We start from the raw sequence: 22,872 nt of genomic DNA, 5'->3' as shown, positions 1-22,872 counted from the left end.
GTCCGTTCCTCCCGGAGAGCTTTATTGCAGGGGCTTTTCGTATTTCGTTTCGAGCTGGATGTAGCCACTCAACGCGGCGACCCTCTTGATGAGTTCCGAAATACCCTGCAGCACCAGGAGTGCGAAACCTGCGAAAAGAATAAGCTTGACCGGCCAGCGAATGAGCCCTCCTGCATTGGCGGATATCTCACCTTGCTGGAAGGCGATCACGAAATAGGGCCAGCACAGGTAAGCCAGGAAGAAGCAGGCCGGAATCAGGAAGACGATCAGGCCGATGATATCGATCCAGATTCTGGCTTTGTCGGAAACCGATCCGTAGATCAGATCCACCCGCACGTGCTCGTTGTTGCGCAGCGTATGAGCTGCTCCGAGCACGACGATGTAAGCAAAGAGATACCATTGAATCTCCAGCCACCCGTTCGAGCTGTAATTGAAGAGATAGCGGACGGTTGCGTTGCCCGCGCTGATGAGGCAGCAGAAAAGCACCATGTAATCCGCGGTTTTTCCGATAAACTGGCTGACGCTATCGATCAGCCGGCTGACGCTTAGGAACGCCGGCATGCCTTCTCCCCTTATCTGCCTTTGCGGCAAGTTCTCCCTTTTTGAATTTGCTTAAACTACGGTTTCCGAAATTGAAAGAATAAACGGCCCTGTAGGATTTTAGTCGTAGATACTGGCTGCCGCGGCATGGCTGCAGCATGTACGATCAGCAACCTAAGCGTGGTTTATTTTTCCACGAACCTCGCCATAAGGCTGTGAAGAGTGTTTTAAACTTTGAAATTCCCTCTAAGGTTTTAGAAAAAACAACCAAATACATAGAGTCAAGGAAATCAATTTTTAAAGGGTTCTCCGTATTATCCCGGCGCACAGGGAAAGTATGGATGAAGCCACATAACCCGAACAGGGTCCCTACGGACGTGTATCTGTCGTTTGTGAGTTCTCTTTCCGGGAACCGCATGACGCTCCTTGCCGGCGTTATTGTGCATGTCGCGACCTTCCTGGCGGTTGCAGCCAAGACGCAATCCCTCGTCTACGTGCTGCTGTCGGCTGCAGCTCTCCTGGTCTTCTGCATCCGCATGGTCATCTTCCGGCGGTTCGATCGTGTGGACAAGGCGAAACTGTCGCGCGCCGGCATCGAGCGCTGGGAGCGGATACTCGTTGCCGCTGCAGCCTGCACCACCGCCATCCTCGGCATCGGCAGCGGCTACGCCATCTTCGTCGTCCGCGATTCCTTCGCTGAGCTCGCCTGCATCTCCGTCACCATGGCGACCATGGTTTCTGTCGTCGGCCGCAATTATGGCTCGCGGCTGGCGGTTGACCTGCAGACTTTCTCCTGCTGCCTGCCGATGATCGTCTGCAGCCTGATGGCGTTGGATTTCTATCGCGGCATCCTCTCGATCTTCCTCATTCCCTTCTGGCTGACGACGCGGGCGATGGCCAATGGCGTGCGCGAGTTCCTTTATGAGAATGTCATAGCCCACCGGCAGATATCGCTGATCGCCGATCGTTTTGATACCGCGCTCAACAATATGCCGCACGGCCTAGTGATGGTCGATCCATCGAACCGTATCCAGGTGATTAACCGCAAGGCCTGCGAGCTTCTCAAGATCGGCGATCCGGACCGATTGAAGGATCGCGATCTTGGTGCCGTCCTGCGCTACGGCGCGCGCTATAGCTTCATGGACGCCTCGCAACCGGAGCTGATCCTGCGGCAGCTGACCCAGGTTGCCGAGGAAGGCCTGTCGCGCACTCTGATCCATTTCCCCGAGAGTCTGTCGCTGGAATTTTCTGCGAAACGCCGCGCGGACGGCGGCGCCGTTTTGATCTTCGAGGACGTGTCGAGCCGCGTGAAGGCGGAGCAGAAGATCCTGCATATGGTCCGCTTCGATGCCCTGACCGGCCTGCCGAACCGCGAATATTTCGGTCATCTCGTCCAGGAATACCTCGACCGTCACCCGAAACGGCGCGGGCCGCTGGGTTTCATGGTTCTCGACATCGACGAGTTCAAGCACGTTAACGATATGCGCGGCCATATCACGGGTGACCATCTGCTCTGTGCGATCGCGGCGCGGGTCAAGGTTGAAGCAGGCAATGCCATCGTCGGCCGTCTCATGGGCGACCAGTTCGTCATCTTCTTCCCGCATACCAAGAGCAGCGAAGCGCTCGATGCCGAAATCCGCAGGGTGCATACCGCTATCCAGGGCAATTACGACGTGGACGAGGTGACCTTCCTCGTGTCGCTCAGCGCCGGCTATGCGGTCCTCGAAAGCAATGCATTTGCAATGGAAGAATGGAGCATCAAAGCGGACCTCGCGCTCTTTGAAAGCAAATCGCGGTTGCGTGGCGGCATCACCGGCTTCGAACACGAAATGGATGGCCGCTATATCGAGCAGCAGAAGCTGAAGGCGGATTTGCGCGAGGCGGTGGCTGCGGACGCGTTGAGCGTCGCCTTTCAACCGATGTTCAAAGCCGATGGAACGCGCATCGAATGCGCCGAGGCGCTGGCGCGCTGGGTCCACCCGGAAAAGGGCGCTATTCCGCCGGATGTCTTCATCGGTCTTGCCGAGGAGATGGGCATCATATCGGACATCACGCGGTTCATACTTTTCAAGGCCTGCATCGAATGCGTGACTTGGCCCGATCACATCGCGATATCGGTCAATCTTTCGGCACGCGACCTGCGTGACAACGATATCCTTGCCGTCGTTTCGGAGGCGCTTTCGACATCCGGCCTCAAGGCGTCGCGGCTGCATCTCGAAATTACGGAAAGCTGTCTCATCGATGAGCCTGCGGCGGTGCGCGCCATTCTCGCGGAACTGCGCTCCCACGGCATCACCATAGCGATCGACGACTTCGGCACGGGCTTCTCCAGCCTTAGCTATCTCGATACATTGCCGCTTGATATTGTGAAGATCGACCGCTCCTTCGTTCGCAATATCGCGGAAGATACGCGCCGACTGAAGCTATTGCGCGGCACGGTCAACCTTGCTCGCGAACTCGGGCTCAAGATTGTCATCGAAGGTGTGGAAACTCTCGAGCAACTGGCGTTGCTCAACAAGCATCGCAGCGCGGATCTCGTGCAGGGCTATGTCTTCTCTGCGCCAGTACCCTCAAAAGAGATCGGCATCCTTTCGCAAGCACTGAGCCGCCGCGCCGCCCAGCGCCGCCGCAGCAAGGTCGCTTGAGCCGACCGCGCCCTCGCTGCAAGAGCCCGCCTAACCGCGGCTGTTAACCTTAATAATTCAAATACGTCAAAAATTATTGATAGTTCTTGCTCTTTGCTCGGCCAGATATGATTAATGGCCCGTTAACAGCGGGGGCATTAATGGCGTCAATCCCTTTGAATACAAGTGACTTTTCAAGGAAGCTTCTCGAAATTCTGGATCACGTTGAATATCGCCGCATCGAAAGCACCGAGGACATGGAGGATGTCGAGCGGTTGCGCTGGAAGGCCTACAAGGCTCACGACGTGCTGGCGCTCGCCCCCAAGGGGCTGTTGGACGATAGCGATTTCGACAGCCATGCCTATGTCTTCGGCCTCTACTACTACGGCGAATTGGTCAGCACCATCCGACTCCACTATGCGACGCCGGAGCATCGCGTCACCCAATCCGGTGGCGCCTTTCCCGAGGCGATCGATGCGCTTCTGGACGCGGGGCTGACCCTGATCGATCCGGCGCGCTTTGCGGCCGATCCCGAACTGACCGCTGACCTGCCGTGGATTCCCTATCTGACGCTGAGGCCCAGCATCGTCGCGGCGGCGTATTTCCGTGCCGCCCGCGTTCTTCAGTTCTGCCGGCCTCCGCATGCCGCTTTCTACAAGCGTGTCTTCTATGCTGATACGATCGTGCCAGGCCGGCTCGCGAAGAATTACGGAATCGACATGACGCTGATGGCGACGAATGTCATCGAAGTCGGCCGCAAGCTTCTGACGCGCTATCCCTTCTTCATTTCCAGCGCCAGCGAACAGCGCATGATGTTCTCCCGCGACCCCGACAGCACGCTGCCATCGCTCACCATCATCCCCACCGCTCGCTTCGTGCCGGAGGGCCAACTCGGCACCGATCTGCCGCTTTGAAAGCCGCGCTCATGAAATGCCGAAGCGTACCGGCTGCGGCATTCTCATGCATTGCGCTTTTCCCAGGCTTTGTGTAAGCCCTGAATGGGATCAGTCCCTCGCGAAGGCAGGGGAATCATGGCATTCAGGCGGCCCGTATCATCCATGCGGGCGGGTATTGAGGGAGACGAAATTTCATGGCCGAAGAAAACAATGGACCCGTCGAAGTCGGCGCGCCGATGGACTACACGGAACATGAACAAACCTATAATCTGTTCATCTCGGCTGCGAAATACGGCACGATGTTCCTCGTCGCTTTGCTGCTTGGCATGGCAGCTGGTTTTTTCACCAGCAGCGGCTTTCTCGGCGGTCTTCTGGTCTTTCTCATCATCTTCGTTGCCGGCATCGTCCTGCTGCGCTGACCGCAGCAGGCGAGGAGCGGCATTTCCGAATTTTTGAATAGGTGCTTGGCCCGAGCGGGTGAGCCCGCGGTGGTCTGGCTGACCCGGAGGAGGGGCAGTTGGGCAATATCGTTTTCATTGCAAAAGAATCGACCGGTTCCGAGACACGTGTTGCGGCGTCCGCAGAGACCGTGAAGAAGATGAAGAACATCGGCTTCGACGTTGTGGTCGAGGCAGGCGCGGGCGCTCAGTCGCGCATACCGGACAGCGAATTCGAGGCTGCAGGGGCGCGAATCGGCTCCGCAAGTGATGCGGCAACTGCGGACGTGGTGCTGAAGGTGCGCCGCCCGACAGAGGCGGAGATCGCAGGCTATAAGAGCGGTGCAGTCGTCATCGCGATCATAGATCCCTACGGAAACGACGAGGTGATTGCAGCGATGGCGAAAGCGGGCCTTTCTGTCTTCGCGATGGAACTGATGCCGCGTATCACTCGCGCGCAATCCATGGACGTTCTTTCATCTCAGGCAAATCTTGCGGGCTATCAGGCCATCATCGAAGCGGCGGCGGCTTATGATCGCGCCCTGCCAATGATGATGACAGCGGCAGGCACCGTTCCGGCCGCCAAGGTTTTTGTGATGGGGGCAGGCGTGGCAGGCCTCCAGGCGATTGCGACGGCGCGCCGCCTCGGCGCTGCGGTCTCGGCCACGGACGTTCGCCCCGCTGCCAAGGAGCAGGTCGCCTCGCTCGGCGCCAAGTTCATCGCTGTCGAGGACGGGGAGTTCAAGGCGGCGGAGACGGCGGGCGGCTACGCCAAGGAAATGTCCCAGGAATACCAGGCAAAACAGGCAGCCCTCGTTGCCGAGCATATCGCCAAGCAGGACATCGTCATCACCACGGCACTGATCCCTGGACGCGCTGCGCCGAAGCTCGTATCGCGCAAGATGCTGGCTTCGATGAAGCCCGGCGCCGTTGCCGTCGATCTGGCGGTCGAGCGTGGCGGCAATGTCGAAGGGGTGGTTGCAGACGAGGTCGTTGAGGTCGAAGGCGTGAAGGTGATCGGCTTTGCCAACATGCCGGGCCGGATCGCCACCAGCGCTTCGGCGCTCTATGCCAAGAACCTCGTCACCTTCCTCGAGACCATGGTCAACAAGGAAACGAAGAGCGTTATCTTGAACCTCGATGATGAACTCATCAAGGCAACCATGCTGACCTATGCGGGCGATGTCGTGCACCCGGCATTCGGCGGGACGAAGAAGGGGGACAACTGATGGCCAGTGAAGCAATGGACAAGGCGCTGGAGCAGCTCGACCAAGCGGTCAACGCAGTCGTGACTGCGGCCGCGCAGGCACCGGAAGCGGCAAGTGCGGCGACGGGCGGGGCGATCGATCCCTTCATCTTTCAGTTCGCGATATTCGTGCTGGCGATCTTCGTCGGCTATTACGTCGTCTGGTCCGTGACCCCTGCGCTGCATACGCCACTGATGGCCGTCACCAACGCCATCTCCTCGGTCATCGTTGTCGGCGCTCTGCTTGCGGTCGGCATTTCGGCAAGCGGGCTTGCGACCGGCTTCGGCTTCGTCGCGCTTGTTCTCGTCTCGGTCAATATCTTCGGCGGTTTCCTCGTCACGCAGCGCATGCTGGCGATGTACCGCAAGAAAGACAAGTGAGGCCGGACGAATGACCAATATCGCAGCTTTCCTCTATCTCGTCTCCGGCGTGCTTTTCATCCTGGCGCTCCGCGGCCTCTCCCACCCGGCCACCAGCCGCAAGGGCAATCTCTACGGCATGATCGGCATGGGGATCGCGATCCTCACGACGCTGGTGCTGGCAACGCCTTCTTTCACCGGCTTCGTGCTGATCGTGCTCGGACTGGCAATCGGCGGCGGGGCGGGCGCCTATATCGCCCGCGTCATTCCGATGACCTCGATGCCGCAGCTGGTGGCAGGCTTCCACTCATTGGTTGGTCTTGCCGCCGTGCTCGTTGCGGCCTCCGCGCTTTATACACCCGCCTCCTTCGGCATCGGCGATATCGGCTCGGTCCGTGGAGAGGCGCGTATCGAGATGGCGATCGGCGCTGCGATCGGTGCGCTCACCTTTACCGGCTCGATTATCGCCTTCCTGAAGCTCGACGGGCGGATGTCCGGCAAGCCTATCCTCCTGCCTTTCCGGCACATTATCAACATTGCGCTGCTGGCACTGATTGTGCTCTTCATCGTCGGGCTCGCTGCAACGGAAAGCCATTTCGACTTTTGGGCCGTGGTGGCGCTTTCGCTGGCGCTTGGCGTGCTGCTGATCGTGCCGATCGGGGGCGCGGACATGCCGGTGGTCGTCTCCATGCTGAACTCCTATTCCGGCTGGGCGGCCGCCGGGATCGGTTTCACGCTTGGCAATCTCGCCCTGATCATAACCGGTGCGCTGGTCGGCTCTTCGGGCGCGATCCTCTCCTATATCATGTGCAAGGGCATGAACCGTTCGTTCATATCCGTCATCCTCGGAGGCTTCGGCGGCGAGACTTCTGCAGGTGCTGCGGATAATTCCGACAAGACCGTCAAACTCGGCTCGGCGGAGGATGCAGCCTATCTGATGGCGAACGCTTCCAAGGTCATCATCGTGCCGGGCTACGGCATGGCGGTCGCACAAGCGCAACATGCGCTGCGTGAACTGGCCGACAACCTCAAGAAGGCAGGCGTCGAGGTCAAATACGCAATCCATCCGGTCGCAGGCCGCATGCCCGGCCACATGAACGTGCTGCTGGCCGAAGCAAATGTGCCCTATGACGAGGTCTTTGAGCTCGAGGACATCAACTCCGACTTCGGCCAGGCCGATGTCGCTTATGTCATCGGCGCCAACGACGTCACCAATCCAGCGGCGCGCGATGACAAGACCTCGCCGATCTACGGGATGCCGATCCTCGATGTCGACAAGGCCAAGACCTGCCTCTTCGTCAAGCGTTCGCTTGGCTCCGGCTATGCCGGCATAGACAATACGCTCTTCTACAAGGACGGCACGATGATGCTGCTTGGCGACGCCAAGAAGGTTACCGAAGAGATCAACAAGGCGATCGGCCACTGAGCCATGGCCCGGCTCCGAGCCGAGTGTTCATAGCGGCGTGCCAGTCGAAGAAAAAGGCCCGCCTGGGCGAGCCTTTTTCCATCTCCGCTGACCTTTATCAGGTAGCAGCGGGCGCCAGCGTCATTTTCTCCACGCCGATCGCGAGATTGAGGCCCTCCTGGGCCTGGACATTCAGCGGCTGCAGCATGAAGGCCTGGTTGGTTCCACCGGCGATCACCTTGGCGCCGGCACCTGCGCCGAGGCTGGCATCGGCACCAATGCCGTAATATTCGCCAGCAAGCGCAAATTCCGGAATGTTGGTGCCGGTCCTGGCAAGAACCTGCCAGATCATGACGCTCTTGCCAGTCTCACCGATATCCAGGCCGAATTTTTCGATTTTCCCGGCATAGACGGCCTTAGGGCCGCCGCCAGCAGGGGTGTAGGTGCAGATCAGATTCTTCCGTGAAGTGACGATCAGTCCCTGACCGCCTTCCGATCCGCAGACCAGACGGCCGAGGCTGACATAGTTTGCAGCGCTTGCCGGGCTTGCAAAGGCTGCTGCCGCCACTGCCGTCGCTGCGATCATCATGTGCTTGATCATGGCCGTTCTCCTTTCGGATGACCTATCGGAAACGAATTGATCCTTTTGATTGTTCCGGCGGTTACTCGCGCTCGAGCGTGCTGCGCGGAGCTGTCAGCGTCCAGGTCATGCCTTCCGGCAGGTAGTCCACCTGCACCGTTCCTCGAAAAGCGGCCGCGGCATGCGTCTTGATGACCGTGGTTCCGAAGCCGGAGCGGGATGGGGTCGCGACTTCAGGGCCGTTCCGTTCTTCCCAAATGAAACGCAGCATCGCTTCGGGCTGGTCCTCTGTCTGAATATTCGCCCAGGAGAAGGAGACGCGGCCCTGCGGTATGGAAAGCGCCCCATATTTAACTGAATTGGTGGCCAGTTCATGCAGCGTCAAGCCGAGGTTTTGGACGGCCTCGGGCTTGACGACAAAGTCCTCACCGGAAATCTCAAGCTGTTCTGCCGCCTGCGGGAAAGCCTCCAGATGAATGTCGATGACCCGGCGGAGCGATGCGCCGGACCATTGTTCGCTTGTCAAAAGCTCGATCGAACGGACGAGGCCGTCTAGGCGATCGGAAACGGCGGCTTGGAAGCTCTCGACACTCTCTGCCTGTTTGGCGAGCTGGCGCATCATTGCCTGGGCCAGCGTGAGCAAGTTCTTCGTTCGATGCACCAGCTCATGCATTATGAAATGCAGACGGTCTTCCGTCTGGCTGCGGTCGAAAGAGGCATTGGAAAGAGCTACGGCGACCTGGTTTGCCTCGATGACGCTAGTATCGATCGGCGCCACGATATGGCCCTCTCCCATGCGGCTTGCCATGTCGGCGATGTCGCGGATCGTGGTGCGCACCTGCCGCGCCACGGCATAGGCCGCGAGCACCGCGACCAGAAGTAATGCGATGCCGCCGACAATCAGGAAGCGCCAGGTCGTGAGGATCGATGCCTGTGCCGTGGCGATTGGCCCCCAAACCACCGTTTTCCAGGACCAGCCCGGAATTTGAGCATAGCCCAGGAGCTGATCCGGCAGAATATCCTCGTCCTCGAAGACGCCGCGCGAAGCGATAAGCGACGGCAGGATGCGCGTGTCGAACGGCGTTCCGGGGTCAATGCTCGCCATGCCGCTCGAAGCCACCACATGGCCACCCTGATCGATGACCGCAGCCGACCACCCCGATGGAAGCCCTTCGGTCGTGACAAGTCTGGCGAGATCCTTGGCGTTCTGGGTGACGATCAGCGCCGCAACCTGACCCGCATCCAGGGGCATCGTGACGTTGTAGACCCATTCGCCGCTCGTCGTTCCCTTGAAGACATCGGATGCTTCGATGCGGCCGGAGTTGAGGGCCGATTCCATCGCCGGGATGTTGGCCGTCTTGCCAAGCGGCGTGCCGAAATCACGGCGCGTGTTCAGAAGTTGCTGGCCGCTTCGGTCGACGGCCAGGACGTAAAGCGTGTCGCCGCGCAGGGCCGTTTCTGTGCGTTCATGGAAGGCAGCGAAATCGTTGTTCTCGAGCTCCGGCGAGGTCGAGAGCAGGCGAAGGGTCGTCGCCATGTCCTGCAATTGACGGTCGATCGTGCGGGAGAGGGTCAGCGCGTCTTGCGCCGTCTCGCGTCTTAACGTCGTCCGCTGATTGTCCTCGAGCTGCAAAAGCAGGAGGGTGACAAAGGCAAAGATTGGCACAGCGATCGAGACCGCCATGGCGACGAGATAGGTGCCAATAGAGGCTTTCGGAAACAGCCGCGCGCGCAGACTCATGGGCATATTCTTTGCAGGCTTTCGAGGGCGAATTGCCCGGCCGGATTTTCGCAAACAGTTGCGAAAGCAAAAAACTGCATCGCCGTCAGTGCCCTCAATGCGTTCGGATTCCCGATAGCCTGCTATCGAAGCAGGGGCATGTTAGGGGCAGGGGGAAGTGGTTGCAACACACTAAAACATCCTGACGGAAGAATTGTAATCGCCATACAATTGCGCCGTCAGGCAAACCGGGAGAACCGAAATGGGCTCAAGCTTGCGTCAGTTGCGCCTGACAGAATCTCGTTTGCCGCCAGCGCGCCGATCAACGGAGCAAGCGTCACGCCGGAATACATGACCGCAACATAGAGGCCACTGATGCCACAATTGCCGATAATCGGGAAGCCGTCCCGCAGCGTCGGGCGGTATCCGACCGTGAGGAAGTCCATTGTCAGCGCATCGCTTCCAAAAAGGTTTGCTTTGACCTTTGCAAAGAGAGTCGCGGCGGTCGCCAGGCGGTCTTCACCGGGATCGCCGCCGCCGAAGTCGCTGCCGGCGATGATGCGCCCTTCGGCGGTTTGGCGCATATGCAGCTCCGTCGCGATCACCAGGCCGTTCAGCCGCTTCCCGAAGGGGCGGGAGTGCACGATCAGGCCAGGCGGCGCGTCGATCGGCAGTGTAATCCCGGCCGATGCAGCGATCGGAACGGATCCTGCCCCGGAAGCGAGGACGACATGGTCCGCTTCGATCAAACCTTGGGACGTGACGATGCCCGTAATGTGCTCGCCGCTGCGGATGAGGCCGCGAACGGCACCGCCGATGAATTTTGCGCCTCGCGCTTCTGCATCCGCCAGCATCATGCGCGCTGCGGCAACCGGCTCGACTGCGCCTTCCTCAGCGACGGCGAGGGCGAAATCGGGAGGATTGCGGAGATAGGGTTCGCGACGCGAGATTTCGCTGCGATCGATACGGCTGATTCCGTAGCCCCAGCCGCTGTGCTCCTTCTCGAACGCCGCGAGTTGATCGGGAGGCAGGTCCCAGCAGATACCGCCGCACCAGGAAAGCGGCAGGCCCGGAAGCTCGGCGGCAAACCGCTTCCACTCCGCCATGGAACGGCGCCGGAAATGAAAGTAGAATTCCGGGTTTCCCCAGCTGGCGTTAATCCAGGCAAATGAATTGGGTGTCGCAACGCCGCCCGTTTCTTGGGCGATAACGGTCACAGCGGCATCGGCCTTCGCCAAATGCCAGGCGATCGATGCGCCGATGATGCCGGCGCCGACGACGATCACATGCTGTTTCGCCGCCATCGCTGGTTCTCCACGATCTTCGGGTATCAGCCGCTGGTGGTGGCACCGACGCGGGCCAGGCCGTCACGCGCCGGCTGGTATTTCGGGTCCAGGCCGATCGCATGGCGATAGGAACGGGCAGCCTTCGCCTTGTCGCCGCGACGTTCATAGACAAGCGCCTGGTTGGCCCAGGATTCGGCGATGTTGCCGTTGAGCTCGATCGCATGGTTGAAGTCGGCGAAGGCATTGTCGTCGTCGTTCAGCGCGATATAGGAAATGCCCCGGCCGTTATAGGGCTCGGGCGAATTTGCTGACAGCGAGATCGCCTTCGAGAAATCGTCGATCGCCTTGTCCTGCTGATTGCGCTTCTGGAAGATCAGGCCGCGATTGTGATAGGCGCGGCCATCCGTCGTGTTGAGCTGGATCGCACGGTCGAAATCGTTGAATGCCGCATCGTCCTGGCCGGCCTGACGATAGACGTTGCCACGGCCGATATAGGCGACGTCATAGCTCGGGTTGATCTGCAATGCCGCATTGTAGTCGGAGATCGCCTGTTGCGGCTGGCCCATGTTGCGATAGACAAGCGCGCGGTTGGCATAGGCCTGGAAGAAGCGCGGATTGATCTGCAGAGCGGTGTTGAAGTCGTTTAGCGCGGCCTTGAATTGACCGCCGCGGCCATAGGCCGAACCCCGCACGTTATAGCCTTCCGGATCACGCGGATTGGCATTGATCACCGAAGTTAGCGAGGCGATGTTCCCTTCAGAGCCCTGGGCCTTGTCGAGGCGGATCACAGCATCGGAGGTGTTGTCGGTCTGGCAGGCGGCGAGACCGACTGCGGCAAGGACTGCGAGCACCGGCAGCAGCGTCGCCTTCGGCGCGCGCAAGGACCGGGGCGAGATGAACAAGAAATCAGCCATTCGTGCGCTTTCCCCATGCGTCATATCCGCGGTAATCGGATATGCGATCTTCAGCGGCAAAATAAAAAGGCGGCGGCGACACGTAATCGCCCCCGCCAACATGCATCTGAAAACGTCGAAATAACGACGGCTCCGCCTAGCGTGCAACCAGACCTTCGCGCTGTGCCCGCTTGCGAGCCAGCTTGCGAACGCGGCGAACGGCTTCGGCCTTCTCGCGAGCGCGCTTCTGCGACGGCTTCTCGTAGTAGTCGCGCATCTTCATTTCGCGGAAAATGCCTTCGCGCTGCATCTTCTTCTTGAGAGCGCGGAGAGCCTGATCGACATTGTTATCGCGGACAAGTACCTGCACGAGAATCACGTTCCTTTGGTTTTGGTTGACACCAGCGGCGACAGCGCCAGGGCAAAATAATACGGTTCGCGCGGCCGGAGCCTTGCGATTGGTGATGGGGGATACCAGATCGGAGGGGTGAAGTCCAGACTGATATGGCGATCTGCCGAAAAAATGGCGGGCGCAGCCCTCCGCTACGCTGGCGGACACGGCATCTCGATGCATTTGCTATTGCCGTATTTGAAAATGCACCTATATGTAGCGCATCGAATATTGCTTGCGACCTTTGTCCACACGCCGAAAGCGTTCTGTCAGATTTCCTCTCAACATCGATAAGAACCGGCGAGTGTTTCTCCGGTAAGGCAACGATTGAAAGGAGATCGTTCATGAATTCAGGCACAGTTAAATGGTTCAACAGCACCAAGGGTTTTGGTTTTATCCAGCCGGATGACGGCTCGACTGACGTCTTCGTGCATATTTCCGCAGTGGAACGCGCCGGGTTGAGCACACTGTCCGATGGACAGAAGGTACGCTACGATCTGGTCCGGGATAAAAAGTCCGGCAAGAACGCAGCGGACAATCTCCAGGCCGCATGATTTGTCATTAGCCCTGGCTGACCACGGATGTACTGGCAGCAGGCTGAATGATGGGAGAGGTCGGGTAAAGCGCCCGGCCTTTTTGTTTAGGCGATCCGACCATCTGACATTTGAAAGGGTGCCGCGATGCCAAAGCCGAGCTATTCGAACTATAAAGTCGGCGACCTTGTGGTGCTGAAGTCCGGTCTCACCCGAACGGCGGCGGCCAACAGGCGATGCAAGGTTGTCGGCGTACTGCCGAACGACCATGGACATGTGCAGTATCGTGTCCGGTTCGAGGCTGAAAACTTCGAGCGCAGGATAACTGCACTTGATATCGATGCGACCGAATCCCCACCGCGGATCGTCGGTACTCAGGCAATTCAAACTTCCAATGCCGAGCCTTGGTTGAAGGTTTCCAGCATCAAGATTCGAAAGTAACGTCTTCACTCGTTAACAGCACGGCATGTCATGCCGGCGAAAGGAAAAGATTTTGCAGGTTCTCGTCAGGGACAATAATGTCGATCAGGCTCTTCGCGTGCTCAAGAAGAAGATGCAGCGCGAAGGGCTGTTTCGCGAAATGAAGGCGCGTAGCGCCTATGAAAAGCCGTCCGAGAAGCGGGCCCGCGAAAAGGGCGAGGCTATTCGCCGGCAGCGGAAACTCGCGCGCAAGAAGATGCAGCGCGAAGGTTTGCTGCCGATGCCCAAGAAGGCGGCAAATACGCGCTAATGACCGCTTGCGGGGCTGGCTTCCAACTACGCTAACCATCCAAGGGAAAAGCGAATGACTGCCACAAAGGACGCATTCTTCAACGCCACGAAGATGTCGGCCCGTGACAAGGCCGAAGCGACGGATCACACGGCGCGGGCGATCATCGCAGATGAGGCGAAACTGCGCGAAAAAAAGACGGAGAAGTTGAAAGCTCTCCGTCTTCAGCGGGAAGCCGAAGCTGAGCCGGAGCTTCCGGCAGCAAAACGGAAACGCAAGGCCTCAGTCAAATCGGCCGGCCAATAGGTCTATTGCAAACGTGATCCTCTCCTCCGGCCGGTAGTCTGCCTAGCCCCATTTCCGCGCTCCGACACAATTTGTCTTTATGCTGCGAGCCAGTTCGTAAGACAGGATGGTGTTCAGGGCTAAAGCGGCGTAGCTTTTCCTTGCTGCTCAGCAAGCTTGCAGCGTAGGGGCGCCATCGGTTCATGACACGCACGCAGCAAATCGGCGTCATCATCGGCTTGGCGATTGTTGCCATGCTCACGCTGCTGCGGGCCGGTGATCCGCAGCTCCTGCGATCGATCCGCGATGTGACCTTCGACGAGTACCAGCGCGTGTCGCCGCGGCCGTTCGAAGAGCTGCCCGTGCGGGTGATTGATATTGATGAGGCGTCGCTGCGGGAATTCGGCCAGTGGCCGTGGCCGCGCGATAGGTTGGCCCTGCTTGTCAACAGACTGTCCGAGATGGGTGCGGCGGCGATTGCTTTCGATATACTTTTTGCCGAACCGGACAGGCTTTCACCTCGCGCTGTCGTCGGCAATGTGCCGGGGATCGATCCGTCGCTTCTGGCGCAGTTGCCGGACAATGACAACATTTTTGCTGATTCGATTGCCGATAAGCCCGTCGTGCTCGGCTTCGGCTTATCCAACGAGGGAACATATCGTCCATCGGTCAAGGCTGGTTTCGCCTTCACCGGCGAAAGTCCCGTCGAGGCACCTCCGCATATCAAAGCTGCAACGCCGTTGCGGCCGCGTCTTGAAGCGAATGCCGCCGGTGTTGGCCATATTAGCCTTAACCCAGGCAGCCCCTCATCGGTAGTGCGGGCGGTTCCGCTGTTTCTGACGGACGGCGAGCAGCTTTATCCTAACCTGGCGCTCGAAGCGCTGCGTGTTGCCCAGGGTGCTTCGACCTACGTGCTGGCAGGCGCACCGGACGCGGTCGGTGTCATGACATCGGCCAAGATCGGCGACTTCGTCGTTCCCGTGACGGCGGCAGGTGAGCTCTGGCTTTACGTCAGCGCCGACCATGCGGAGAGATATGTCTCCGCGCGGCATGTGCTTGCGGCGGAAGGAGCATCGCCGGAGGTCAGCGCGGCGATCAACGGCAGCATCGTCTTTGTCGGCACCTCGGCTGCCGGATTGCAGGATATCCGCGTTACGGCGCTTGGAGAGAATGTGCCGGGGGTTTCGCTGCATGCGCAGACTGTCGAGCAGATCCTGAACAGCCGCTATCTGTCGCGGCCGGATTGGGCCGATGGCCTGGAGATATTCGCCATCGCGATGTTGGGCAGCCTTCTGGTGATATTGACGACCTTCGTCAGCCCGGCCGTGGCGCTCGCCTGCGGTTTGGCGATCACTGCGCTCGCTCTTGTCGCGTCTTGGCTTTGTTTTTCCTATTCCGGGCTTCTCTTCGATCCGTTGGCGCCGATCATCAGCGGATCGATCACCCATTTTTCAGCGACATCGTTCCGCATCCTTGTAATCGACCGGGAGCGGCGCGAGGTTCGCCGCGCCTTCGGACAGTATCTGTCACCGTCACTCCTCTATCGTATCGAGCATACGCGCGACGCATTGCGCCTTGGCGGCGACGATCGGGAACTGACGGTCATGTTCGTCGATGTACGTCATTTCACCGAAATCAGCGAGCGCCTATCGCCAACGGCCGTCGTCAGATTCCTCAACACGCTGCTCGATGCGTTGAGCCGCCATGTCGTCGCCAATGAGGGCACGCTCGACAAATTCATCGGCGACTCGATCATGGCCTTCTGGAATGCACCAGTCGATGTTGCCGGTCACGAGACGAAGGCGGTGCGTGCGGCACTGGCCATGCGGGAAACGCTTGCCGAACTAAATGCTGCCGACGCCTTCGGCTTCGGCACGGACCAGCCCGTCGGTATCGGCATCGGCATCCATACCGGCGTTGCCTGCGTCGGAAACATGGGGGCCGAAACGCGCTTCAACTATTCGGCCGTCGGAGATGCCGTGAACGTTGCTGCGCGCATCGAATCCTCCTGCAAGGAAGTCGGTTTCGATATTCTGATTTCGGAGGATACGGCGCGGCTGCAGCTAGGTGCCGCGCTGCTAGAGGCGGGCATTATCGGTCTGAAGGGAAAGAGCAGCCGCACGCGTCTATTCGCTGTCGTTGGCGATCAGCGCTTGGCACAATCAGCGGAATTTGGGGAACTGCAGCGCCTCCACAATCAGCTTATTGAAGCCTTTCGCTCGCGCTCGCCCGACGCTCGCCGGATCGTCAGCGCCATCAGGCTGAGGGCCAAGATGATGGCTCCTGGATTGGCAGAATTTTATCGCCGGATTTCCCGCAGGGCTGATCATTTCCGCGATGAACCGGTTTCCGAGGAAGCGCGGCCGGCTGAGTGAGGTGTTAACGATGGCGGTTCCGTTCGCCACGATCCCTGTCATGATCCTTGTCATGACGATCGGCCTTATCGCGACCTTTGTCGTGATCCCCCCGGTTGTGGTCATATGATTTATGCGGCCCGTCAGGGTCGTGCGGCCTATCGGTGTGATCACGCGGCTTGTCCGTGTGAGGCCTGCCAGGTTCCCGCGGCTTCTCGGGCTTTGGTTCCGGAGGCGGGGTGCTCGGTGCCTGTCGCTGAGGCGCTTCAGGGCGCCGTTGCAACGCCGCGGTCAACCCGCAGCCGCCGCCCATCATGCCGGTAAGCGACTGGCCGCCGGAAAGGAATGGCAGCGCGTCTGACGTTCCGAGCCTGCGAAGGACGCCCTGGTTGACGCGCGCCACATCCGTCATGTTTCCGTTACGTGTCGCAACGACACAGTCGCAACGGCGTGTCAGCTGCCGGCAGCCGCCGGGGCCGCAAAACTCAGCGGCACCATTCAGCATAACGACGGCTGTTGTTCCATCGGGGCCGACATAGAAATCGAAGGCAGTGCCGCGCACACCGATCGTACCTGCAGGCGTCAGGATCTGGTAGGCGGACGATTTCGAACTGCCGCTGATCCAGCGGAACGTTCCCTTCGCTGCGCGGATGCTCAGCCTCTTCACCGATTGCGAATCATCGAAGATGTATTTGTCGATGACGACCGACGAGCCCCAGCCGACCGCAAGCTTCGTACCGTCCCGGAAGACAAACTGACCAAGTCCGGATTGCGAGGTACGAATGCGCTCGTCGCGATGGACAGCGGCATTTACCGTCAGCGGTCCCGATTGACCGGTGACCTCCGTCTTGATCCGGATCGCCTGGCCGACCTGCTCGGTTGCGGAAACCGGCATGGGGCTGGAAAGCACCGCGCAGAGCACCGCAGCTGTAACAGGACGCAGATACGACATGGAAATACCCCTAAGCATAGGAATATTAGCATATGATATGCCACCCGTCTGCCTGCCCTCTTGGGTTAGTTCGACTAATCCGGCACGAATGCGGTTCAGCCGGTGGAGTGTCATCAGCACTTGTTTCAGGCATGTCAAACAAAAGCCCGTTCGCGTCGCAAAAGAAACGTTGTGCCGCATTTCGATTTGCGATTTGTATGGCCACGAAGGAAATGCCTTTCCCTGAAGGAGACGAAGGCGGATGCGGAAATATTCGGTTTTTGCCGTGGCACGGGAAGCGCTCAGAGGCCATAAGGGCTGGGACAGGCAGTGGACTTCGCCGGAACCGCGCGCGGAATACGACGTCATCATCATCGGCGGCGGCGGGCATGGTCTGGGGGCAGCCTACTACCTTGCCAAGGAGCATGGCATTACCAATGTCGCGGTGCTGGAAAAAGGTTGGCTCGGCGGTGGCAATACCGGTCGTAACACTACCATCATCCGCTCGAACTATCTCTATGAAGAGAGCATGCACATCTACGAGCATTCGATGAAGCTCTGGGAGAATCTGTCGCAGGATCTCAATTACAATGTGATGTATTCACCGCGCGGCGTGATGATGCTCTCCCACAACATTCACGACCAGCAGTCCTTCAAGCGGCATATCCATGCCAACCGGCTCTACGGCATCGACAACGAATGGCTGACGCCAGAGCAGGCAAAGGCTTATTGTCCGCCGCTCGATATTTCGGCAACGGCGCGCTACCCGATCAACGGCGCGGCTCTGCAGCGCCGCGGCGGTACGGCACGTCACGATGCAGTCGCCTGGGGTTATGCTCGTGCGGCGTCGGATCGCGGCGTTCACATCATCCAGAATTGCGAAGTCACAGGCCTCCGCCGCGGTCCTGATGGCAGGGTGACGGGCGTTGAAACCAATCGCGGCTTCATCGGCGCGAAGAAGATCGGCGTCTCCGCAGCCGGCCATACGACGACCGTGATGAAGATGGCGGACGTTCGCGTGCCGCTGCAATCGAGCCCGCTGCAGGCCCTGGTTTCCGAACCGCTGAAGCCGATCTTCCCCTGCGTCGTCATGTCGAACACGGTGCATGCCTATATCTCGCAGTCCGACAAGGGCGAGCTCGTCATCGGCGCTGGCACGGACCAGTACAATTCCTATTCGCAGACCGGCGGCCTGCAGATCATCACGCATACGCTCGATGCGATCTGCGAGCTCTTCCCGATGTTCCGCCGCGTGAAGATGATGCGCTCCTGGGGCGGTATCGTCGACAACACGCCGGACCGTTCGGCGATCCAGTCGAAGACGCCGGTTCCGGGACTCTATGTCAACTGCGGCTGGGGCACTGGCGGCTTCAAGGCGACACCGGGCTCGGCTAATCTCTTTGCGCACCTGATCGCCCGCGACGAGCCGCACAAGTTCAACGCCGGGCTAACGCTGGAGCGCTTCCGCACCGGAAGGCTCATCGACGAAGCGGCCGCCGCAGCGGTGGCGCATTGATGAGGTCGCCGATTGATTTGCACGGGACGGTGCGATGGGTCTTCCCTTCTCCCCACCGGGGAGAAGGTGGCCCGCAGGGTCGGATGAGGGGGCGGTACGGTGGGCCGTTAATTGCCCTTCGCTTCCACTCAGGCCGTTCGCCGCGTTCGCTCCTCACCCCCCTCATCCGCCCTTCGGGCACCTTCTCCCCGCGGGGGAGAAGAGGGAGAATAAAATGCTACTGATCTACTGCCCATACTGTCAGGAAGAACGTTCCGAGCTCGAATTCCGCGGCGCAGGCGATGCGCATATTGCGAGGCCGCAGAACATCGCTTCGATTTCCGACGAGGAATTTGAAGAGTATTTCTTCCTGCGCGACAATCCGAAGGGTCTGATCTTCGAACGCTGGCGGCATATCCATGGCTGCGGCCGCTTCTTCAATGCGGCGCGCGATACAGTCAGCGACAAATTCATCATGACCTACAAGGCAGGCGAGCCGAAGCCCGAAATAGGCGCTGCCAGTGTTCCGCACGCCCCCGTCGAAACCTATGAAGCGACGGAAGGAGAGGCGAAATGAGCGGCGCGAACCGAATTGCAGGCAAGGGACGCCTGACGCCGGCGAGGACCGCCCGCTTCACCTTCGACGGCAAGAGCTATACCGCGCTCGAAGGCGATACCGTCGCCTCGGCGCTTATTGCGAACGGTGTGCATCTCGTCGGCCGCTCCTTCAAGTATCACCGCCCGCGCGGCATCCTTTCAGCCGGCGCGGAAGAGCCGAATGCGCTGATCGACGTTTCCCGAGACTCGGCTCGCAAGCAGCCGAACGTGCGCGCGACGGTCCAGGAAGTCTTCGACGGAATGACCGTCAATTCGCAGAACCGCTTCCCGTCTCTCGCTTTCGACGTCGGCGGCGTCAACGATCTGCTTTCGCCGTTCTTCGCGGCGGGCTTCTACTACAAGACCTTCATGTGGCCGAAGGCCGCCTGGAAGCACGTCTATGAGCCAATCATCCGACGTGCTGCCGGTCTCGGCGTGGCGCCGACGGAAAGCGATCCGGATCATTACGCAAGCCGCTACGCGCATTGCGATGTGCTGGTGGCAGGTGCGGGCGTTGCCGGGCTTTCGGCCGCCCTTGCCGCGGCTGAAGCAGGTGCCAGCGTCATTATCTGCGACGAGCAGGCGGAATGCGGCGGCGCGTTGCGTTTCGACAGTGGCATGAAGATCGACGGCATCGAGGGTTACACCTGGGCGCAGCAGGCGACTGCCAAGTTGAAGGCGATGGACAACGTGCAGGTTCTGACCCGCACGACGGCCTTCGGCTACTACAACCACAATTTCATCGGTCTTGCCGAGCGCGTGACCGACCATATCGCCAAGCCCGACCGCGGCCTGCCGCGCGAGCGCCTCTGGCAGGTCCGCGCCAAGCGGGGGATCCTCGCTGGCGGTGCGATCGAGCGGCACATGGTNCCGCGCGAGCGCCTCTGGCAGGTCCGCGCCAAGCGGGTGATCCTCGCTGGCGGTGCGATCGAGCGGCACATGGTATTCCCGAACAACGACCGTCCGGGCATCATGCTGGCGTCCGCCGCGCGCATGTACCTGAACCATTACGGCGTCGCCGTCGGCGCAAAGGTTGGCGTCTACACGGCGCATGACTCGGCCTATGAAGCCGCCTTCGATCTGAAGCGGGCAGGCGTGGCAATCGCTGCGATCGTCGATTGCCGCCAGACGCCGGGGGCTGCAGTTCTTGCCGAAGCGCGTTCGCTCGGCGTCGAGGTGCTTACTGGACAATCGGTTATCAATACTTCGGGCAAGCTTCGCGTCTCATCGATGACCGTTGCGCGTAACGGCGGCGGTTCGCCGCGCAAGATCGTCATCGACGCATTGCTGGTTTCGGCCGGCTGGACGCCGTCGGTGCATCTCTTCTCTCAGTCGCGCGGCAAGGTGAAGTTCGAGCCGGAAAGCCAGCGGTTCCTGCCCGGCACCTATGCGCAGGACTGCCTGTCGGTCGGCGCTTGCAACGGTACGGACGGCCTGCAGCAGACGATCGAAGAGTCGCTGGCGGCCGGTGAGCTGATGGCGCAGGCCGTCGGAAAATCCGGCAGCGGCAAGATCAGTATTTCGGGCGAACAGGCCCATGACTGGACAGGCGGCATGATCGGCGCTGCCGAAGGCGCCGGACCGGAAGCGAGCGCCAAGGCCTTCATCGACCTCCAGCACGATGTCTGCGCCAAGGACATCCGTCTTGCGGTGCGCGAAGGCATGCACTCGATCGAGCACATCAAGCGCTTCACGACGAACGGCATGGCTTCCGACCAAGGCAAGCTCTCTAACATGCACGGTCTGGCGATCGCCGCCGAAATGCTCGGCAAGGAAATCCCCCAAGTGGGCCTCACGACCTTCCGTGCGCCCTATACACCGGTCACCTATGGCGCGCTCGTCGGCCATTCGCGCGGCGAACTCTTCGACCCAACGCGCAAGACGCCGATGCATCAGTGGGAAGAAGATCACGGCGCTGTCTTCGAAGATGTCGGCAACTGGAAACGTGCCTGGTTCTATCCGCGTGCCGGCGAGACGATGCATCAGGCGGTTGCCCGCGAGTGCAAGACGGCGCGCGAGGCTGCAGGCGTCTTCGATGCCTCGACGCTAGGCAAGATCGAGGTCGTCGGTCCGGATGCGGCGGAATTCATGAACCTCATGTACACCAATGCCTGGGATACGCTGAAACCGGGCAAGTGCCGCTACGGTATCATGACCCGCGAAGACGGCTTTATTTACGACGACGGCGTCGTCGGACGCCTGAGCGAGGGTCGCTTCCACGTCACGACGACGACCGGAGGCGCGCCGCGTGTGCTTCATCACATGGAAGACTATCTTCAGACGGAGTTCCCGCATCTGAAGGTGTGGCTGACTTCCGTGACGGAACAGTGGGCGGTGATTGCCGTGCAGGGGCCGAAGGCGCGCGAGATCGTCGCACCGCTCGTCGAAGGGCTCGATATTTCCAACGAGGCCTTCCCGCATATGAGCGTTGCCGAATGCAAGGTCTGCGGCGTGCCTGCGCGCCTCTTCCGTGTGTCGTTTACCGGTGAAGTCGGCTTCGAAATCAACGTTCCTGCCGACTTCGGTCAATCGGTGCTGGAAGCAGTCTGGGCGAATGCGGAGCCGCTCGGCGCGTGCGTCTACGGTACCGAGACGATGCACGTCCTTCGCGCCGAGAAGGGCTATATCATCGTTGGCCAGGATACGGACGGCACGGTTACGCCGGACGATGCTGCTCTTTCTTGGGCGGTTTCGAAGAAGAAAGCGGATTTCGTCGGCATTCGCGGGCTGAAGCGTCCCGATCTCGTCAGGGAAGGGCGAAAGCAACTCGTCGGCCTTGTCACGAAGGATCCGAAGGTCGTGTTGGAAGAAGGCGCACAGATCGTCGCCAACCCGAACGAGCCGAAGCCGATGACGATGCTCGGTCATGTGACCTCGTCCTACTGGTCGGAAAACCTCGGCAAGTCGATTGCCTTCGCGCTGGTCGCGGGCGGCCGGGCGCGCATGGGCGAGACGCTTTATGTACCGATGCCGGACAAGACGATTGCCGTCGAGGTGACGGACATGGTGTTCTTTGACAAGGAAGGAGGCCGGATCAATGGTTGATGTGGCAATTCGTAAATCCGCCCTTTCCGGTCGCCACGGCGGTTCTGCCGCCGTGCGGCTGACGCCTGCACCGGCGGCGAGCCGGTTGGCGCTCCGGGCGCCGGCAGAATCCCTCAAGGGGCTTTCTTCGGCCCTTGGCGTGACGATCCCGGATGCGCCGAAGACATCAGGCCACAAGGACGGACGCTCGGCTCTGTGGCTCGGTCCGGACGAATGGCTGGTGATCGATGAAAGCGGCGCGGACCTGATGGCCGCCTCTTCCGGCGCGGACGTGCTGCATTCGGCGACGGATGTATCCCATCGCAATGTCGGCATCATCGTTTCCGGCCCGGGCGCCGAAGTGACGCTTTCGGCCGGCTGCCCGCAGGACCTTTCGATCGGCGCATTTCCGGTCGGCACCTGCTCGCGCACGCTGTTCGGCAAGGCGGAAGTCGTGCTTTTCCGCACCGAGGATCATACGTTCCGGATCGAATGCTGGCGGTCGTTTTCCGACTATGTCTTCGGCCTGCTCACCGAGGCGGCGGGAGATGCTGGCCATTGACGGG

Annotated in this window: 22 protein-coding genes; 15 read left to right on the top strand and 7 right to left on the bottom strand. The window is 60.1% G+C overall.

Going from position 1 to position 22,872, the window contains the following annotated elements; translation table 11 throughout:
- Window positions 1-21: 21 nt before the first annotated feature.
- A complete protein-coding gene (locus BN1800_RS05605; protein ID WP_027507974.1) occupies window positions 22-561 on the bottom strand; it encodes a TRAP transporter small permease subunit in 540 nt (179 codons plus the stop codon).
- 320 nt (window positions 562-881) lie between these two features.
- On the opposite strand from BN1800_RS05605, the gene BN1800_RS05600 reads away from it, so the two are divergent.
- The 6 genes from BN1800_RS05600 to BN1800_RS05575 all read left to right on the top strand — a co-directional run bounded on the left by BN1800_RS05600 (window position 882) and on the right by BN1800_RS05575 (window position 7,529).
- A complete protein-coding gene (locus tag BN1800_RS05600; protein WP_086995296.1) occupies window positions 882-3,185 on the top strand; it encodes a putative bifunctional diguanylate cyclase/phosphodiesterase in 2,304 nt (767 codons plus the stop codon).
- Between the two features lie 140 nt (window positions 3,186-3,325).
- Window positions 3,326-4,078: an N-acyl amino acid synthase FeeM domain-containing protein gene (locus BN1800_RS05595; RefSeq protein ID WP_027507976.1), complete on the top strand. Its 753-nt coding sequence runs from the start codon at window positions 3,326-3,328 to the stop codon at window positions 4,076-4,078.
- A 176-nt stretch (window positions 4,079-4,254) separates the two neighbouring features.
- Window positions 4,255-4,479, top strand: coding sequence for an aa3-type cytochrome c oxidase subunit IV (locus BN1800_RS05590; RefSeq protein WP_027507977.1), 225 nt, complete (start codon window positions 4,255-4,257; stop codon window positions 4,477-4,479).
- Window positions 4,480-4,577: 98 nt separating this feature from the next.
- The gene (locus tag BN1800_RS05585; protein WP_086995292.1) at window positions 4,578-5,726 is read left to right on the top strand and encodes a Re/Si-specific NAD(P)(+) transhydrogenase subunit alpha; all 1,149 of its coding nucleotides are present in this window, start codon (window positions 4,578-4,580) and stop codon (window positions 5,724-5,726) included.
- Entirely contained in the window at window positions 5,726-6,124 is a 399-nt protein-coding gene (locus BN1800_RS05580) for a proton-translocating transhydrogenase family protein (RefSeq protein WP_086995289.1), read from the top strand. The genes BN1800_RS05585 and BN1800_RS05580 overlap by 1 nt, the downstream gene beginning before the upstream one ends.
- A 10-nt stretch (window positions 6,125-6,134) precedes the next feature.
- Window positions 6,135-7,529, top strand: a complete 1,395-nt coding sequence (locus tag BN1800_RS05575) for an NAD(P)(+) transhydrogenase (Re/Si-specific) subunit beta (RefSeq protein ID WP_027507980.1) — start codon at window positions 6,135-6,137, stop codon at window positions 7,527-7,529.
- 97 nt (window positions 7,530-7,626) lie between these two features.
- Here BN1800_RS05575 and BN1800_RS05570 read toward each other — a convergent pair whose 3' ends face one another.
- From BN1800_RS05570 to rpsU (BN1800_RS05550), 5 genes are all read right to left on the bottom strand, one after another.
- Window positions 7,627-8,109 (bottom strand): DUF992 domain-containing protein, encoded by a 483-nt coding sequence (locus BN1800_RS05570; RefSeq protein WP_027507981.1) that lies wholly within the window; start codon window positions 8,107-8,109, stop codon window positions 7,627-7,629.
- 61 nt (window positions 8,110-8,170) lie between these two features.
- Window positions 8,171-9,829, bottom strand: coding sequence for a sensor histidine kinase (locus BN1800_RS05565; RefSeq protein WP_027507982.1), 1,659 nt, complete (start codon window positions 9,827-9,829; stop codon window positions 8,171-8,173).
- 218 nt (window positions 9,830-10,047) lie between these two features.
- Window positions 10,048-11,112 (bottom strand): NAD(P)/FAD-dependent oxidoreductase, encoded by a 1,065-nt coding sequence (locus BN1800_RS05560; RefSeq protein ID WP_086995286.1) that lies wholly within the window; start codon window positions 11,110-11,112, stop codon window positions 10,048-10,050.
- Between the two features lie 26 nt (window positions 11,113-11,138).
- On the bottom strand, window positions 11,139-12,008 hold the full coding sequence (locus BN1800_RS05555) for a tetratricopeptide repeat protein (protein ID WP_086995282.1): 870 nt from the start codon (window positions 12,006-12,008) through the stop codon (window positions 11,139-11,141).
- 136 nt (window positions 12,009-12,144) lie between these two features.
- Entirely contained in the window at window positions 12,145-12,357 is a 213-nt protein-coding gene (gene rpsU, locus BN1800_RS05550) for a 30S ribosomal protein S21 (protein ID WP_003585885.1), read from the bottom strand.
- Between the two features lie 365 nt (window positions 12,358-12,722).
- On the opposite strand from rpsU (BN1800_RS05550), the gene BN1800_RS05545 reads away from it, so the two are divergent.
- The 5 genes from BN1800_RS05545 to BN1800_RS05525 all read left to right on the top strand — a co-directional run bounded on the left by BN1800_RS05545 (window position 12,723) and on the right by BN1800_RS05525 (window position 16,280).
- Window positions 12,723-12,932 carry a cold-shock protein gene (locus tag BN1800_RS05545; RefSeq protein WP_086995279.1) on the top strand — a complete coding sequence of 70 codons (210 nt, stop codon included), beginning with the start codon at window positions 12,723-12,725 and terminating at the stop codon, window positions 12,930-12,932.
- Window positions 12,933-13,058: 126 nt separating this feature from the next.
- Window positions 13,059-13,352 (top strand): hypothetical protein, encoded by a 294-nt coding sequence (locus tag BN1800_RS05540; protein ID WP_027507986.1) that lies wholly within the window; start codon window positions 13,059-13,061, stop codon window positions 13,350-13,352.
- 52 nt (window positions 13,353-13,404) lie between these two features.
- The gene (gene rpsU, locus BN1800_RS05535) at window positions 13,405-13,641 is read left to right on the top strand and encodes a 30S ribosomal protein S21 (protein WP_022715889.1); all 237 of its coding nucleotides are present in this window, start codon (window positions 13,405-13,407) and stop codon (window positions 13,639-13,641) included.
- Between the two features lie 54 nt (window positions 13,642-13,695).
- A complete protein-coding gene (locus BN1800_RS05530; protein ID WP_027507987.1) occupies window positions 13,696-13,926 on the top strand; it encodes a hypothetical protein in 231 nt (76 codons plus the stop codon).
- Window positions 13,927-14,108: 182 nt separating this feature from the next.
- Window positions 14,109-16,280 carry a CHASE2 domain-containing protein gene (locus BN1800_RS05525; RefSeq protein WP_086995276.1) on the top strand — a complete coding sequence of 724 codons (2,172 nt, stop codon included), beginning with the start codon at window positions 14,109-14,111 and terminating at the stop codon, window positions 16,278-16,280.
- A gap of 4 nt (window positions 16,281-16,284) precedes the next feature.
- On the opposite strand, the gene BN1800_RS05520 is transcribed toward BN1800_RS05525, so the two are convergent.
- Complete coding sequence (locus BN1800_RS05520) at window positions 16,285-17,211, bottom strand: FecR family protein (RefSeq protein ID WP_086995644.1); 927 nt, start codon at window positions 17,209-17,211, stop codon at window positions 16,285-16,287.
- Window positions 17,212-17,452: 241 nt separating this feature from the next.
- Between BN1800_RS05520 and BN1800_RS05515 the strand changes: the two genes are divergently transcribed.
- The 4 genes from BN1800_RS05515 to BN1800_RS05500 all read left to right on the top strand — a co-directional run bounded on the left by BN1800_RS05515 (window position 17,453) and on the right by BN1800_RS05500 (window position 22,868).
- On the top strand, window positions 17,453-18,706 hold the full coding sequence (locus BN1800_RS05515) for a sarcosine oxidase subunit beta family protein (protein WP_027507990.1): 1,254 nt from the start codon (window positions 17,453-17,455) through the stop codon (window positions 18,704-18,706).
- Window positions 18,707-18,920: 214 nt separating this feature from the next.
- Window positions 18,921-19,262 carry a sarcosine oxidase subunit delta gene (locus BN1800_RS05510; protein ID WP_027507991.1) on the top strand — a complete coding sequence of 114 codons (342 nt, stop codon included), beginning with the start codon at window positions 18,921-18,923 and terminating at the stop codon, window positions 19,260-19,262.
- Window positions 19,259-22,327: a sarcosine oxidase subunit alpha gene (locus tag BN1800_RS05505; RefSeq protein ID WP_086995273.1), complete on the top strand. Its 3,069-nt coding sequence runs from the start codon at window positions 19,259-19,261 to the stop codon at window positions 22,325-22,327. The genes BN1800_RS05510 and BN1800_RS05505 overlap by 4 nt, the downstream gene beginning before the upstream one ends.
- Window positions 22,320-22,868 carry a sarcosine oxidase subunit gamma gene (locus BN1800_RS05500; RefSeq protein ID WP_086995270.1) on the top strand — a complete coding sequence of 183 codons (549 nt, stop codon included), beginning with the start codon at window positions 22,320-22,322 and terminating at the stop codon, window positions 22,866-22,868. Before BN1800_RS05505 ends, BN1800_RS05500 begins: the two co-directional genes overlap by 8 nt.
- The last annotated feature ends 4 nt before the right edge of the window (window positions 22,869-22,872 follow it).

The organism is Rhizobium sullae, assembly GCF_900169785.1.
Classification (GTDB): Bacteria; Pseudomonadota; Alphaproteobacteria; order Rhizobiales; family Rhizobiaceae; genus Rhizobium; species Rhizobium sullae.
Note: the sequence above shows the minus strand (reverse complement) of the source record. Positions and strands in the feature narration are given on the sequence as shown.

Bases quoted from the DNA above. Each gene is read 5' to 3' on its own strand.
- BN1800_RS05605 (WP_027507974.1), bottom strand. From the start codon at position 561: ATGCCGGCGTTCCTAAGCGTCAGCCGGCTGATCGATAGCGTCAGCCAG.
- BN1800_RS05600 (WP_086995296.1), top strand. From the start codon at position 882: ATGAAGCCACATAACCCGAACAGGGTCCCTACGGACGTGTATCTGTCG.
- BN1800_RS05595 (WP_027507976.1), top strand. From the start codon at position 3,326: ATGGCGTCAATCCCTTTGAATACAAGTGACTTTTCAAGGAAGCTTCTC.
- BN1800_RS05590 (WP_027507977.1), top strand. From the start codon at position 4,255: ATGGCCGAAGAAAACAATGGACCCGTCGAAGTCGGCGCGCCGATGGAC.
- BN1800_RS05580 (WP_086995289.1), top strand. From the start codon at position 5,726: ATGGCCAGTGAAGCAATGGACAAGGCGCTGGAGCAGCTCGACCAAGCG.
- BN1800_RS05575 (WP_027507980.1), top strand. From the start codon at position 6,135: ATGACCAATATCGCAGCTTTCCTCTATCTCGTCTCCGGCGTGCTTTTC.
- BN1800_RS05570 (WP_027507981.1), bottom strand. From the start codon at position 8,109: ATGATCAAGCACATGATGATCGCAGCGACGGCAGTGGCGGCAGCAGCC.
- BN1800_RS05565 (WP_027507982.1), bottom strand. From the start codon at position 9,829: ATGAGTCTGCGCGCGCGGCTGTTTCCGAAAGCCTCTATTGGCACCTAT.
- BN1800_RS05560 (WP_086995286.1), bottom strand. From the start codon at position 11,112: ATGGCGGCGAAACAGCATGTGATCGTCGTCGGCGCCGGCATCATCGGC.
- BN1800_RS05555 (WP_086995282.1), bottom strand. From the start codon at position 12,008: ATGGCTGATTTCTTGTTCATCTCGCCCCGGTCCTTGCGCGCGCCGAAG.
- BN1800_RS05545 (WP_086995279.1), top strand. From the start codon at position 12,723: ATGAATTCAGGCACAGTTAAATGGTTCAACAGCACCAAGGGTTTTGGT.
- BN1800_RS05540 (WP_027507986.1), top strand. From the start codon at position 13,059: ATGCCAAAGCCGAGCTATTCGAACTATAAAGTCGGCGACCTTGTGGTG.
- BN1800_RS05530 (WP_027507987.1), top strand. From the start codon at position 13,696: ATGACTGCCACAAAGGACGCATTCTTCAACGCCACGAAGATGTCGGCC.
- BN1800_RS05525 (WP_086995276.1), top strand. From the start codon at position 14,109: ATGACACGCACGCAGCAAATCGGCGTCATCATCGGCTTGGCGATTGTT.
- BN1800_RS05520 (WP_086995644.1), bottom strand. From the start codon at position 17,211: ATGTCGTATCTGCGTCCTGTTACAGCTGCGGTGCTCTGCGCGGTGCTT.
- BN1800_RS05515 (WP_027507990.1), top strand. From the start codon at position 17,453: ATGCGGAAATATTCGGTTTTTGCCGTGGCACGGGAAGCGCTCAGAGGC.
- BN1800_RS05510 (WP_027507991.1), top strand. From the start codon at position 18,921: ATGCTACTGATCTACTGCCCATACTGTCAGGAAGAACGTTCCGAGCTC.
- BN1800_RS05500 (WP_086995270.1), top strand. From the start codon at position 22,320: ATGGTTGATGTGGCAATTCGTAAATCCGCCCTTTCCGGTCGCCACGGC.